The organism is Agrobacterium salinitolerans, from assembly GCF_002008225.1.
Lineage (GTDB): Bacteria > Pseudomonadota > Alphaproteobacteria > Rhizobiales > Rhizobiaceae > Agrobacterium > Agrobacterium salinitolerans.
This window is the reverse complement of sequence record NZ_MRDH01000023.1, coordinates 223,545-237,194: the sequence shown is the minus strand read 5'-3', so window position 1 is coordinate 237,194 and position 13,650 is coordinate 223,545. Positions and strand designations below refer to the sequence as shown.

Genomic DNA, 13,650 nt, shown 5'->3' with positions numbered 1-13,650 from the left:
TATCGCAAGATGCTCCGGGCTTTCTGTATTTGCCTGCCCGGGAAAACCGGGACAGGCAGGACCTTGGGAGGTCGTGTTATTCGGCCGGCTGGACCGATGCCGGAAGCTGATCCACATCGGCGATGCCGGTGAACTCTTCCTTGCCGCTCAGAACGCGGGCGAGCTGCTCCTGATCCAGTTCTCCTTCCCAGCGGGCAACGACGATTGTGGCGACTGCATTGCCGACGAAGTTGGTGAGCGCGCGGCATTCCGACATGAAGCGGTCGATGCCGAGGATCAGCGCCATGCCGGCGACGGGAACCGAAGGTACGACGGAGAGGGTTGCCGCAAGCGTAATGAAGCCCGCGCCGGTAATGCCGGCCGCGCCCTTGGAGGAGAGCATGGCCACGAGCAGCAGCAGGATCTGTTCGCCGAAGGAGAGGTGGATACCAGTCGCCTGTGCGATGAAGAGGGCGGCCAGCGTCATGTAGATGTTGGTGCCGTCAAGGTTGAAAGAATAACCGGTGGGGATGACGAGGCCGACGACGGAACGTTTGCAGCCTGCCTTTTCCATCTTGCTCATCAGGCCCGGCAGGGCGGCTTCCGAAGACGAGGTGCCGAGAACCAGCAGCAGCTCTTCCTTGATGTAGCGGATAAGCGCGACGATGGAAAAGCCGTTGTAACGGCAGACCGCACCGAGAACCACGAACACGAACAGCAAGGACGTGATGTAGAAGGTGCCGATCAGCATCGCGAGGTTGGTGACGGACGAGATGCCGTATTTGCCGATGGTGAAGGCCATCGCGCCAAAAGCGCCGATGGGAGCGGCCTTCATCAGGATCGCGACCAGCTTGAAGATCGGATACATCAGGGCGTGCATGAAATCGGTGACGGGCTTGCCCTTTTCGCCGACGATGCCAAGCGCGATGCCGAAGAGCACCGAGAAGAACAGCACCTGCAGGATATCGCCGCTGGCGAACGCGCCGACGATGGTCGTCGGAATGATGTTCATCAGGAAGCCGGTGATGGTCTGCTCATGGGCCTTGTCAGCGTAGGTCGCGACGGCCTTGGCATCCAGCGTGGCGGGATCGATGTTCATGCCGGCGCCCGGCTGCACGGTATTGGCGACGATGAGGCCAACGATAAGCGCAAGCGTGGAGAACACCAGGAAGTAGATCATGGCCTTGCCGGCCACACGTCCAACCTTCTTCATGTCGTTCATGCCGGCGATGCCGGTTGCGACGGTGAGGAAGATGACGGGAGCGATGATCATCTTGACGAGGCGGATGAAGCCGTCGCCGAGCGGCTTCAGCTGTTCGCCGAAAGTCGGGTAAAAATGGCCGAGCGCGATACCGGCGATGATGGCCACCAGAACTTGGAAATACAGGTGCTTGTAGAATGGCTGCTTGGCGTGGCCTGCGGCCACGGCTGTCGTATCGATCATATTTTTTCCTCCTCGGCCTCACCCTGCCTTTATTGGCCTCCCGGGATCGCCGTGTCGTTGACGGCTTCGCGCCGATTGCGGAGTCATGTGCAATACGCATGCCAGACTTGATTATTTGCTGTAACTGGCTGATTTCAAAAGTAGTTTTTATTGAAGCTTCGCTGGCTCACGGCCATTTGTGCGGAATTCCGGACAAAATATCTTGATGTCTGTGCGTAAATCCGCACAATCATCCCATGACCTATCAGGATCACGCACCTCATTCCCAAGCTAAGCGGCGGGCGCAATGGCTGGCGCTGGCGGGCCTGTGGTTGCTCGTCAGTCTTGGCGTTCTGCTGGTGGCCGATGAGTTCGCCCGCAATCAGGCGCTGCGCATGGCCGGTTCCGAGGCCGCCACGGATGCCGAACTGAAGATCGCGCTCCTGAATGTCGCGCTGGAGCGGCCGCGCGCCATTCCCCTTGTCCTCTCCGGAGATCCCGATCTTGCCGCCGCGCTGGATGGCGGTGGTGCTCCCGCTCTCGACCGGTTGAACCGCAAGCTGGAAGGCCTGATCGAAGGCACGCAGTCCTCGGTGATCTATGTCACCGGGCCGACCGGATTGACCATCGCGTCAAGTAACTGGCGGCAGGACGACAGCTTTGTCGGCTCCAATTATGCTTTCCGCGAATATTTCCAGGCGGCGATGAAGACCGGCATGTCCGAACATTATGCGCTTGGCAATGTCAGCCGCCGACCGGGTCTTTATATCTCCCGCCGCATCGATGCCGCCGACGGGCGGCCGCTTGGCGTCGTCATTGCCAAGGTTGAGTTCAATCGGCTTGAGACCGACTGGAACATCGGAGGCAAACCGGTCTATGTGGTCGACAGAAACGGCGTCGTGTTGATGACCAGCGTGCCGGAATGGCGCTTCAAGACCGTCGCACCTATTGACGAGGCGCAGCGGAAAATCATTTCCGAGAGCCTGCAATTCGGCAATGAGGCGCTTTCAACGCTGCCGTTTCGCGCAGCGCGGCGAGCGAGCGAGGGCGTTCCGCTCATTCATGTCGATGAACCGGGGAGTGTGCGTGGCGATTATCTGCGGCTGGAAGTGCCGGTGCCGACGACATCATGGACGCTGCATTATCTCCAGCCTGTGGCGCCGACGCTGAACGCCATAATTCGTGAGGGCAGGGTGGTGGCGCTGGCGACGCTGATGCCGCTGATGGCGCTTTCGGCCCTTTGGTTGTGGCGCAGGCACAAGGCGCTCAAGGAAAAAGAAGAGGAGCAACGCGCCCGCGCGGAGCTGGAAATGAAGGTGCAGGAGCGCACCCGCGACCTGACGAAAACACGCGATCATCTACAGGCCGAAATTACCCTGCATGAAAAGACCACCGGCGAGTTACGCAATGTGCAGCACGAGCTGGTGCAGGCCAACCGTCTTTCCATTCTGGGCCAGGTGGCGGCGGGCGTAGCGCATGAAATCAACCAGCCGGTGGCGACCATCCGTGCCTTTGCCGATAATGCCCGCACCTTGCTGAAACGCGATCGGCTGTCGGAAGTCACCGAAAATCTGGAAGATATCGCCGCTCTCACCGAGCGTATCGGCACCATCACCACCGACCTGAAGATACTGGCGCGCAAGGGCCGCACCGCCGCCGAACCCGTGAGTGTCAGGCTGGTCATCGAAGGTGCGGTCGTGCTGTTGCGTAGCCGTTTTTCCGGGCAGATGGATGCGCTGGAAATCGCCCTGCCGGATCAGGATCTGAAGGTACTCGGCAGCCGTATCCGGCTCGAACAGATCCTCATCAACCTCCTGCAAAACGCGCTGGAAGCCACGGAAACGATTGACACCGCGCGTGTCGAGGTGCGGGTGCGGGAGGAGAGCGACATGATCGTGATTTCGGTCAGCGATAATGGCACCGGCATTCCGGAGGCCATCCGCGCCCAGCTTTTCTCGCCCTTCAACACATCAAAGGAAAGCGGTCTCGGCCTCGGTCTCGTCATCTCCAACGATATTGCTTCGGATTATGGCGGGCGTATCGAGGTGGCGAGCAGCGAGGCGGGCACATGTTTTTCCGTATTTCTGAAGCGAGCATGACATGACGGTGGATGGAACCATATTCCTGGTGGACGACGATTCCCAATTGCGCAAAGCGATGGTGCAGACGCTGGAACTCGATGGATTGCCGGTTACTTCCTTTTCCCGCGCCGAGCAGGCGCTTGCGGCCCTGAGCGAGGATTTCGACGGCATCATCATCACCGATGTGCGCATGCCCGGCATGACGGGTCTCGAATTTTTCGACCATGTCCGCAAGATCGATGCCGACCTGCCGGTCATCCTCATCACCGGCCATGGCGATGTGCCGATGGCCGTCGATGCACTTCACAATGGCGCCTATGATTTCATCGCCAAACCCTTTCCCGCCGAACGCATGGTGGAAAGCGCGCGCCGGGCGCTGGAAAAACGCCGCCTCGTGCTGGAAAATCGGGCGCTTCGCCGGGCGGTGGGACAGGCGGAAGACGATCTGCCGCTGATCGGCCAGACACCCGCCATGGAGCGCCTGCGGACCACGCTGCGCCACATAGCCGATACCGATGTGGATGTGCTGGTGGCGGGGGAAACGGGCAGCGGCAAGGAAGTGGTGGCAACGGCGTTGCATCGCTGGAGCAAGAAGCGCGCGAAGGGCAATTTCGTGGCGCTGAATTGCGGTGCGCTGCCAGAGACGGTGATTGAAAGCGAGCTTTTTGGTCATGAGCCGGGTGCTTTTACCGGTGCGCAGAAAAAGCGTGTCGGCCGCATCGAACATTCGAGCGGCGGTACGCTGTTTCTCGACGAGATCGAAAGCATGCCGCTTGCCGTTCAGGTGAAGATGTTGCGTGTTCTGGAAATGCGTGAAGTTTCGCCGTTGGGTTCAAACGAGGAAAGGCCGGTCGATATTCGCGTGGTGGCGGCGGCAAAGGTGGATCTCGGCGATCCGGCCGAACGCGGCACTTTTCGCGAGGATCTCTACTACCGGCTAAATGTGGTAACGCTGTCCATTCCGCCACTGCGCGAACGCAAGGCGGATATTCCACTCCTGTTTTCCCATTTCGTCACCAAGGCTGCCAACCGCTTCAACATGCCGGTGCCACAAATCAGCGCGGGCACGTCCCGGCGGCTTCAGGAGCACGACTGGCCGGGCAATGTTCGGGAACTCGGGCATTTTGCGGAGAGGGTGGTGCTGGGGCTGGAGGCAGAACCGGCCGCTACTATCGCGTCACAATCGGCCATTCCCGCTTCCGGCACCCTGCCGGAGCGCATGGACGAGATCGAGGCCAATATCATCCGTGAAACGCTGGAGCAGTCGAACGGAGACGTGGCGGAAACCATCACAACGCTCGGCATCGCCCGCAAGACCTTTTACGACAAGCTGCAGCGCCACGGCATTAACCGGGCGGATTATGTGAAGAGCGGTACGGCGTGAGGTAGCGCGGGGCGCTCATGGAAAAGCCGCGGACGTTTCTGTCCGCGGCCTGACAATAACGGGAGTATTTATGTTGGCGGTCTTCCCGATCAACCCGCTACGCAGAAATGGCGCTGACCATCGTTACCGACATAGGTGCCGGACCGGCTGTTGAAGCTGCGATAGCGCTGCGAGCAATAATCGTACCAGGCATTTGTCCAAGGCTCGATGGTACGGTAGGTCCGGCGCGGCTGGTAATAACCGGGATTGGTGTCATAGACCGGCTGGGCGCGGTAAACCGGTGCCGGACGATAGACCGGAGCGGGGCGATAAACCGGCTGTGGTGCCGGCTGATAATAGCGATAATCCGGCTCTTCATACACGTAGCTCGGCTCATAACGACGGGGCGGGTCGATATAGACGCGCTCATCATCCACCGGCGCCGGGCGCGCCATTGCCGAGCCAACGGCGACACCGGCGGCAAGACCGAGTACGCCACCCAGAATGGCGGCGTCGCGACGGTCGTGGCGATCCCAGTCGCCGGCGGATGCGCTGCTGAAGGGAACGAGCGTGGCGGCGGCCACAGCGATCGTCAGAACTGTTTTAGCTGCGAAGGACGACATGGTGTTTTCTTCCATCGAAGTGGCAGGGCGCTGCCAGTTGCAAATTCGATGGTTAAGGAAATACCGTCCGGCTGCTGAACGGGCGCTGAATGAATTGTGGCGGACCGGCGGCTGCCTGCAATTCCTGTTTGCGCGGACCGTACTTCGCGCTAGAACTCAAGAGTAAACAGGACGCACCGATGAGCCTTTCCCACATAACCGTCAATCCCGATTCCTCGCATGAAGACCGTGCACAGGCCATTCGCGATACGCTGCGTGACGCCATTGTCGACCGGCGGCTTGCACCGGGGACGAAACTGTCGGAAGCGGAAGTGGGAACCCTGTTCGAGGTCAGCCGCACGGTGGTGCGGGCGGCCCTTCAGATGCTGGCCTATGAGGGGTTGGTCAAGGCCGAGCGAAACCGGGGCGCTTTCGTATCCAACCCGACGCCGGATGAGGCGCGACAGGTTTTTGCCTCGCGCCGGCTGATCGAACCCGGTGTGGTGGATGCGGCGATCGAAAAAATCACCCCTGCGGCGGCGAAGAAGCTGAGGGAACATCTGGTCGAGGAAAGCCGCCACCAGCTTGAGCGCGGCCCCACCGCCAGACGTGCGGAGATCAAGGCGTCGGGCGATTTTCACCTGATGCTCGCCGCGCTTGCCGGCAATGCCATTCTCGAGAAATTCATGGATGAGCTGGTGGCCCGTTCATCGCTGGTCATTGCGCTTTACGGTCGCTCGGGTGTCTCGAGCTGCGGCCACAATGACCATGCCGACCTTCTGGATGCGCTGGAGGCGAAGGATGCGGCAAAAGCCCGTGCGCTGATGCTGCGGCACCTCGACCACATCGAAGCCGATCTCGACCTTCGCATGAAGGAAGGACTGGCGCTCAGGGACGCGCTGGCGCTTTGATCGCCGCCTGTCCCGCCTTGCCGGCGGGAAGGGGCTTTTCTGTCCCGCCTCAGGCGGCGTAGCGGCTGATGGCCAGGTCGTGTGTATCGATCTCCGGCTTGTTTCCGCTGATCAGGTCGGCAAGCACCCGGGCCGAGCCGCAGGACATGGTCCAGCCGAGCGTGCCGTGGCCGGTGTTGAGATAGAGATTGCTGTAGCGGGTGGCGCCGATGACAGGCGTGCCATCGGGCGTCATCGGGCGCAGGCCGCACCAGAATTTCGCCTGGTTCTGATCGCCCGCGCCGCCGAACAGGTCTTCCACCGAATGGGCGAGCGTTTCCTGGCGTGCGGCCGGCAAATCCTTGCTGAAACCGGCAATCTCAGCCATGCCGCCGGCCCGGATGCGTGAGCCGAGACGGGTGATCGCCACCTTGAACGCCTCGTCCATGACCGTGGAAACGGGCGCGCGCTCCTCTTTCACGATCGGAACCGTGATGGAGTAACCCTTGACCGGGTAAACCGGCAGAGTAAGGCCAAGCTGGCGCAGGAATTGCGGCGAATAGCTGCCGAGTGCGGCGACGAAAATATCGGCCTCCGCCAGCCCCCGGGTGGTTTCCACGGCCTTGATGCGTCCTGCTTCAACGATGGGGCGCATGATGCCGGTATCGTAAAGGAAGGTAACGCCGGCTTCGTCTGCCATGCGGGCAAGTTCAGTCGTGAACATGAAGCAATCGCCGGTCTCGTCGCCCGGCAAACGCAGGCCGCCAACGATCTTTTCCTTCGAAGGAGAAAGGCCGGGTTCGATGGCGGCGCAGCCGTCGCGGTCGAGAATCTCGAAAGGCACACCGCCCGCCGTCAGCACGTCCACATCCTTGCCGATGGCGTCGAACTGTTTCTGGGTGCGGAACACCTCCAGCGTGCCCTGCATGCGCTGATCGTATTCGATGCCGGTCTCTTCGCGAAGCGCCATCAGGCAATCACGGCTATATTCGGCAACGCGCACCATGCGGCTTTTGTTGATGGCGTAACGCGCCGAGGTGCAGTTGCGCAACATCTGGCTCATCCAGCGCCAGGCGGCCGGGTCGGCGGTTGGGCGAATGATCAGCGGTGCATGTTTCATGAACAGCCATTTCATCGCCTTCATCGGAATGCCGGGGGCAGCCCAGGGCGATGAATAACCGGGGGAAACCTCGCCGGCATTGGCAAAGCTGGTTTCGAGCGCTGCGGCCGGCTGGCGGTCAATCACCGTCACCTTGTGTCCGGCTTTGGCCAGATACCAGGCAGATGTCACGCCGACGACGCCGGCTCCGAGGATAGTGACGTTCATGATCGTCTCACTTGTGATTGGCTGATATTGAAGCGGTTGTCGGGGTTATGCCCGGCTGAATATAGCTGCGGCGGTAACGGCGGCCGAGGCCGGTCAGGATTTCATAGGCAATCGTGCCCGCATCCTCGGCAATGTCTTCCAGTGTCTGGTCCGGCCCGATCATCTGCACAAGGCTGCCCTGGGTCAATGCCCCTTCGGGCAGGGCGGATATGTCGAGAATGATGCTATCCATCGAAACGCGCCCGACAATCGGCAGACGCACGCCATTATACCACGCCGCGCCGCGATTGCTGAGCGAGCGCGGCAAGCCATCGGCATAACCGGCAGCGATTGTCGCCAGCCGTGTCGGACCGCTCGCCGTGAAAGAGCCGCCGTAACCGACGAGTGAGCCGGCGGGAACGGTGCGGGTCTGGATGACGGCGAGATCGAGACGGACGACCGGCTTCATCGGGTTGGGGCCGGCAGCGGAAGGCGCGCCGCCATAAAGCGCGATGCCGGGACGCAGCAAAGCATTATGATAGTCGTTGCCGAGAAAAATACCGCCCGAATTGGAAAAACAGACCGGCGTCTCGGGAAAAGCTGTGGCGGCCTTGCGCATCACGGCAAGCTGTGCTGCATTCGAGGCATGATCGGGCTCGTCGGCGCAGGCGAGATGGCTCATGACGAAAGCGATCTCAATTCCATCGAGCAGCTGCGGCTCGGCGGAGAGGATTTCAAGCTCCCCGGGCGAGAGCCCAAGGCGGCACATGCCGGTATCGATCTGGACGGCGGCGGTGAGTGTCTTGCCGAGCTTTCTGGCATGGCCTGACCATTGGGCGATCTGTTCCAGCGAGTTCAGAACCGGTGTGATGGCCATGGCGGCGCAGGAGGTCTCGTTGCCGGGCTGTAGACCATTGAGGACAAAAATCTGCGCTTCTGCCGAAAGTCGGATCCTGAGTGCCGGCGCCTCGTCGATGTGGGCGACGAAAAAATTCCGGCAACCCGCCTCGAACAGGGTCTGCGAGACGATATCCGCGCCGAGGCCATAGGCATCGGCCTTCACGACCGCCGCCGTTTGCGATGCGGGGGCCAGGGCGGCAAGGCTAAGGTAGTTGTCCCGCAATGCGCCGAGATCGATGGTCAGCTGGCCGCTTGCACCACCGGCTGCCTGCTGGCGGCTGATCTGCATGTCCATGGTCGTTCACCCTCATTTTTATCCCATGAGGGTATTGCAACGATTGTCGAATTTCTTGGCGATTGTTCGAATAATATGCGACAAATTACATAATAGAGCAATTTTACTCTCATTATTGGAATTTCCTATGTCGTCACTCGATGCGACTGACCGCCATATCATCCGTCTGCTTCGGCTCAATGCCCGCATCAGCAATGCGAAACTGGCAGCAGAAGTCGGGCTATCTGCGTCCGCCTGCCTTCGCCGCGTCGATATTCTCGAGCGGGAAGGGATCATCCGCGGTTATACGGCGCTGACCAGCGGCCTTGCTGGCGGCGAGGTGATTTCGGTCATCGTGCAGATTACGCTCGACCGCCAGACGGAGGATTTTCTCAACCGTTTCGAAAATGCGGTGCGGCGATATCCGGAAATCCGCGAATGTTATCTGATGACAGGAGGATCGGATTATTTCCTGCGCTGCGAGGCGGAAAGTGCGGGGGATTTCGAGCGGATTCACAAGGAAATCCTATCGAAACTGCCAGGGGTTTCGCGCATTCATTCGAGCTTTGCGATCCGGAATGTGCTGGCGACGCCGAAGGCGCGGTAGTGTATGCGGCCACCCCCTCTGTCCTCGCGTCACTACCCCCACCACCGATAAAAATGATGCACTGGCCCCCGCCCGTGCCCAACAGCAAGGCCCCGCCCGGCATCGAGCGCCCCATTCAGATAATCCTTCGAAAGCTCAACCGCCTCCCTTAACTCATATCCCTTTGCAAGATGAGCCGTAATCGCCGCCGCCAGTGTGCAGCCGGTGCCGTGGTCGTTTTTCGTCTCGACCCTCGGCGCGGAAAGCGCCTGCATGGCGCCATCTGCAAACAGATAATCCGTGCTCTCAGGCCCATCACCATGGCCGCCCTTGATGAGCACGGCTTTTGTGCCCGCCTTCAGGATCAATTCAGCCTGCTGGGCGATCTCGGTATCCGTCTTCGCCATGGAGGTCCCGGTCAGCAGCGCCGCTTCCGGCAGGTTCGGCGTAACGATGGTCGCGAGCGGCAGCAAGTCGCGCCGCAATGTCTCGATGGCGTCTTCATGCAGCAGCCTGTCACCGGAGGTCGCTACCATGACCGGGTCCAGCACCACCGGCTGCGATTGCCGCCGGAGCCGTTCCGCGATGGCGGCGATGGTTTCGATCCGCGATACCATGCCGATCTTCACCGCATTGACGGCGAGATCGGATAATACCGCATCCATCTGCGCAATAATGGTGGCGACCGAAACATCCTCGACCGTCGTCACGCCTTTGGTGTTCTGGGCGGTGATGGCAGTGATGACGCTGGCGGCATAGGCGCCGAGTGCGGAGAAGGTCTTGATATCCGCCTGAATACCTGCGCCGCCGCCGCTGTCGGAACCGGCAATGGTCAATGCAATGGCTGTCATGGCTGTCTCGCTTTCAGCGTGGCGTCAATTTCGGAGCGGAAGTCCTTGGTCGCGCTGGCAATATTGCCCGCGCGGAAAATGGCGGAAATGACCGCGACACCATCTGCGCCCGCCTCGATGACGGACGGCACACGCGCAAGATCGATTCCGGCGATAGCGCCCACCGGCATATCCGGCCTCCACTCCTTCAAAAGGGCGCGCAGCGTGGTAAAACCGTCTATGCCGACCGGCTTGTCCGGATTGACCTTGGAAACGGTTTCGAACACGCCGCCGATGCAAGCATAATCGACGGACATTGAGGCTGCCCGTTCGGCATCGGTGCGATTTTTGACGGTGAGGCCGACGATCGCCTTTTCGCCGAGAATGCGCCTTGCGGTTTTGGCGTCCATGTCGTCGGCGCCGAGATGTACTCCATCGGCGCCCGACGCGAGGGCCACATCCACCCGGTCGTTGATGACCAGCGGCACGCCGGTGCCGGCGATGGCCTCATGAATGGCGCGGGCGTTTTCGATCATCTCCCGCGTCGAGCCGTGCTTGTCGCGATATTGCAGAATAGTCGCGCCATTGAGTGCGGCTGCCAGAGCAAGCTCCGGCAGCGGCGCGACATCGCTAAGGCTAGCGTCGACCAGCGCGTTGAGGCGGTAATCAACCTTATTCATGCTCTATCCTCGCGTGATTTGTGACGTCCCCGGCGGAAATCTCGGAAAGCGCATCCAGAAACGCCGGTTCGAAGGTGCCGGGGCCTCCGGCGTGCTTGGCCGCAAGTTCGGCGGAGACGCCGGTGACCGCAAGGGCGGCGGCGGCCGCTGTCAACGCGTCCTTTTCCACCGCCATGAAGGCGGCGATGACGCCGCCCGAAAGGCAGCCCGTTCCCGTCACCTTCGCCATCCACGGATGGCCGTTGACGATCCTGACGCTGCGGGTTGTGTCGCTGAGGTGATCCACAGGCCCGGTCTCGATCCTCACCACATCAGGCACATCGCCGATCAGGCTCATTTCGGCGTGATTACCGCGCACGATAGTCGGGGAAAGTGCGATGAGTTCGCGCGCGAACTCCAGCCGCGACGGTGAGTAGTCGCAATGCACGGGGTCGACGATCCACGGCTTGCCGGATGCGTTGGCGATCTCGATCGCCAGCCGGATGACCTTGCGCCGTTCGGCATCCAGCGTGCCGAGATTGACAGTCAGCGCATCTGCCTTGGCCACGAAACTCTCGATTTCCTCGAGCGAGGTGGTCATGGAAGGAATGCCACCGACGACGGTGATGCCGTCTGCGGTGAATTTCTGCACCACGGTGTTCATCAGGCAATGCACACGCGGGCGCGTGTTGCGCACGCGCTCCAGTATGTCGGCGGCCTTTGTTGCTGTCGGATAAGTCCTGGTCATGGCTGTTGCAGTTCCACGGCAATGTCGTCCGCCGCCGGCGCCTGCTTGATCAGTTGCATCTCCTGCATGAAAGCCCCGAAACGGGCGTAACGCGCGCGGTCGAGTGCGGCGGGGCGCTTGGCGAAGCGCGGCAGCGTATCGAAGAAGGCCTGTTTGTTCAGCGCGTCATCAAGGTTCGGATAGGCCTTGATGAAAAGCTGCCAGGCTTCCTGCGGGTGGTTGGTGATGAAGATCGCTGCCTGTTCCACCGCGGAGAGGAAACGCGGCAGGCGGCCGTCTTTTACGAGATCGCGATGGGTGACGAAGATCAGCTCGTCATAGGCCGGCACGCCATGTTCCTCCGGGAAGAAGGAGCGGCCTTCATGTCCCTCTAGCTTCATCTGCGTCAGCTCGAAATTGCGGAAGCCACCCAGCGTGGCATCCACCTTGCCGGCGATCAGCGACGGCGAGAGCGAGAAGTTGACGTTGACGAGTTCGACATCGTCCTTCGTCAGCCCGTCCTTTTCCAGCATGCGCTTCAGCATGGCGTCTTCGAAGCCGGAAACGGAAAAGCCGACCTTCTTGCCTTTCAGGTCCTTCAGGCTCTTGATCGGACCATCGGCCAAAACGGTGACAGTGTTGAGCGGGGTTTCGACCAGCGTACCGAAACGCACGAGCGGCAGGCCGGCGTCGTGATCGAGATAGAGGTTCGGCTGGTAATGCACACCGATATCGGCCTGCTTTGCCGAGACGAGGCGCGGCACGGCGGAGGGGTCTGCGGGCGGAACCAGTTCCACCTCCAGCCCGGCATCGGCAAACAGGCCGCGTTCCCTGGCGACCACCATCGGCGCATGATCCGGGTTCACGAACCATTCGAGCAATATGGTGAGCTTGTCGGCCGCCTCAGATTGCATGGGTGCTAGTACGCTTGCCGCTGCGACGACGAGGGAAAGAAGAGTTCGTTTCATGGTGCCGAAAGTCTCCGCAAGTATCTGAAAGGAATGGTGTGTTCTGTTTCCTTGGCCCAGGGAGCCAGATGGGCTGTCGATAAGTCGACGACGAGCCGCAGCAGCACCGCCATGACGGCCAGAATGGTCATGGCGGCGAACATGGTGTCGGTCTGCATGCGGGCATTGGACTGGATCATCACAAACCCGAGCCCGGCCGATGCGCCCACCCATTCGCCGATGACGGCGCCGAGCGGGGCAAGCGGCGCGGCGAGCCTGAGGCCTGAAATCAGCGAGGGCAACGCCAGCGGCGCACGCAACCGGGTAAGGATCTGCCAGTGGCTCGCCTCAGTCAGCGAGGCGGCGTCGAGGATGGCGCGATCGGTGCGGTTAAGGCCATCCGTGAAAGCGGAGGCGACGGGGAAGAATATGATGATAGCCGTCATGACCACTTTCGAAGCCATGCCGAAACCGAACCAGAGGACGAGGATGGGGGCGAGCACGAAGACCGGAAAGGCTTGCAACACCAGAACCATGGGCCAGACGAGGCGGCCGAGGCGCGGGATGGCGGCAATGGTGAAAGCGACGACAATGCCGCCGGCGACGCCCGCCACAAGCCCGAGGGCCATTTCGCCGAGCGTTACCAGTGCCTGCCCGAACAGGAAGCCCGGCTGACGCCAGAACGCGCCAGCGACATCGGCGGGCGATGGCAGGATATAGCGGGGCGGTGAAAACAGCCACGTTCCCGCCTGCCAGAAAACCAGCAGAAGACCGACTCCGTTCAGTGCATGGGTGGCACGCATGAGCCGGACCTCAGACGCAGACGCACCGTGTGCGAAGGGCGGAAGGTTTCAGCATCGTCACTCGTCTCCAGATGTGGCAATCTCGGAGATCAGGCAAAGCGAAGAAGAGAAAGGGCGGCGCCCCTTGGGCGCGACAGTTCCGTTCCTACGCCGGCATGACCCGGATCAGGTTCAAGGGTCCGGCTCAACGCCATCTCAGCACCGTCTGGTGCTCCCCTCGGAAGAGATTGTTTTGTAGGACAAGATCTAAAAATGTCAACGGCCTCCGCTGACAGATCAT

General features: G+C 61.0%; 13 protein-coding genes and 1 riboswitch. Of the genes, 4 read left to right on the top strand and 9 right to left on the bottom strand.

The window, feature by feature from the left end; all coding sequences use genetic code 11:
* Positions 1-76: 76 nt before the first annotated feature.
* A complete protein-coding gene (locus BS627_RS16915) occupies positions 77-1,423 on the bottom strand; it encodes a dicarboxylate/amino acid:cation symporter (protein ID WP_077984328.1) in 1,347 nt (448 codons plus the stop codon).
* Positions 1,424-1,659: 236 nt separating this feature from the next.
* Between BS627_RS16915 and BS627_RS16910 the strand changes: the two genes are divergently transcribed.
* Together BS627_RS16910 and BS627_RS16905 are read left to right on the top strand one after the other, a co-directional pair.
* On the top strand, positions 1,660-3,501 hold the full coding sequence (locus BS627_RS16910) for a sensor histidine kinase (RefSeq protein ID WP_089153263.1): 1,842 nt from the start codon (positions 1,660-1,662) through the stop codon (positions 3,499-3,501).
* 1 nt (position 3,502) lies between these two features.
* Positions 3,503-4,867 (top strand): sigma-54-dependent transcriptional regulator, encoded by a 1,365-nt coding sequence (locus BS627_RS16905; RefSeq protein ID WP_077984327.1) that lies wholly within the window; start codon positions 3,503-3,505, stop codon positions 4,865-4,867.
* Positions 4,868-4,956: 89 nt separating this feature from the next.
* Here the strand turns inward: BS627_RS16905 and BS627_RS16900 are convergent, their stop codons facing one another.
* The gene (locus BS627_RS16900; RefSeq protein ID WP_077984375.1) at positions 4,957-5,469 is read right to left on the bottom strand and encodes a BA14K family protein; all 513 of its coding nucleotides are present in this window, start codon (positions 5,467-5,469) and stop codon (positions 4,957-4,959) included.
* Positions 5,470-5,648: 179 nt separating this feature from the next.
* Between BS627_RS16900 and BS627_RS16895 the strand changes: the two genes are divergently transcribed.
* Positions 5,649-6,359: a GntR family transcriptional regulator gene (locus BS627_RS16895; protein ID WP_077984326.1), complete on the top strand. Its 711-nt coding sequence runs from the start codon at positions 5,649-5,651 to the stop codon at positions 6,357-6,359.
* Between the two features lie 49 nt (positions 6,360-6,408).
* On the opposite strand, the gene BS627_RS16890 is transcribed toward BS627_RS16895, so the two are convergent.
* Positions 6,409-7,665 carry a D-amino acid dehydrogenase gene (locus tag BS627_RS16890; RefSeq protein ID WP_077984325.1) on the bottom strand — a complete coding sequence of 419 codons (1,257 nt, stop codon included), beginning with the start codon at positions 7,663-7,665 and terminating at the stop codon, positions 6,409-6,411.
* Between the two features lie 7 nt (positions 7,666-7,672).
* On the bottom strand, positions 7,673-8,839 hold the full coding sequence (gene alr / locus BS627_RS16885; RefSeq protein WP_077984324.1) for an alanine racemase: 1,167 nt from the start codon (positions 8,837-8,839) through the stop codon (positions 7,673-7,675).
* A gap of 127 nt (positions 8,840-8,966) precedes the next feature.
* Between alr and BS627_RS16880 the strand changes: the two genes are divergently transcribed.
* On the top strand, positions 8,967-9,425 hold the full coding sequence (locus tag BS627_RS16880; RefSeq protein WP_003500727.1) for an Lrp/AsnC family transcriptional regulator: 459 nt from the start codon (positions 8,967-8,969) through the stop codon (positions 9,423-9,425).
* Positions 9,426-9,457: 32 nt separating this feature from the next.
* On the opposite strand, the gene thiD is transcribed toward BS627_RS16880, so the two are convergent.
* The 5 genes from thiD to BS627_RS16855 are packed head-to-tail and all read right to left on the bottom strand — an operon-like array spanning position 9,458 to position 13,370.
* Entirely contained in the window at positions 9,458-10,255 is a 798-nt protein-coding gene (gene thiD, locus BS627_RS16875) for a bifunctional hydroxymethylpyrimidine kinase/phosphomethylpyrimidine kinase (protein ID WP_077984323.1), read from the bottom strand.
* Positions 10,252-10,914: a thiamine phosphate synthase gene (gene thiE / locus BS627_RS16870; protein ID WP_077984322.1), complete on the bottom strand. Its 663-nt coding sequence runs from the start codon at positions 10,912-10,914 to the stop codon at positions 10,252-10,254. Before thiE ends, thiD begins: the two co-directional genes overlap by 4 nt.
* A complete protein-coding gene (locus BS627_RS16865; protein ID WP_077984321.1) occupies positions 10,907-11,641 on the bottom strand; it encodes a hydroxyethylthiazole kinase in 735 nt (244 codons plus the stop codon). Before BS627_RS16865 ends, thiE begins: the two co-directional genes overlap by 8 nt.
* Entirely contained in the window at positions 11,638-12,588 is a 951-nt protein-coding gene (locus BS627_RS16860; protein ID WP_165691283.1) for an ABC transporter substrate-binding protein, read from the bottom strand. Before BS627_RS16860 ends, BS627_RS16865 begins: the two co-directional genes overlap by 4 nt.
* The gene (locus BS627_RS16855) at positions 12,585-13,370 is read right to left on the bottom strand and encodes an ABC transporter permease (RefSeq protein ID WP_077984319.1); all 786 of its coding nucleotides are present in this window, start codon (positions 13,368-13,370) and stop codon (positions 12,585-12,587) included. Before BS627_RS16855 ends, BS627_RS16860 begins: the two co-directional genes overlap by 4 nt.
* A gap of 125 nt (positions 13,371-13,495) precedes the next feature.
* A riboswitch (TPP riboswitch) is annotated at positions 13,496-13,598 on the bottom strand.
* Positions 13,599-13,650: the final 52 nt, after the last annotated feature.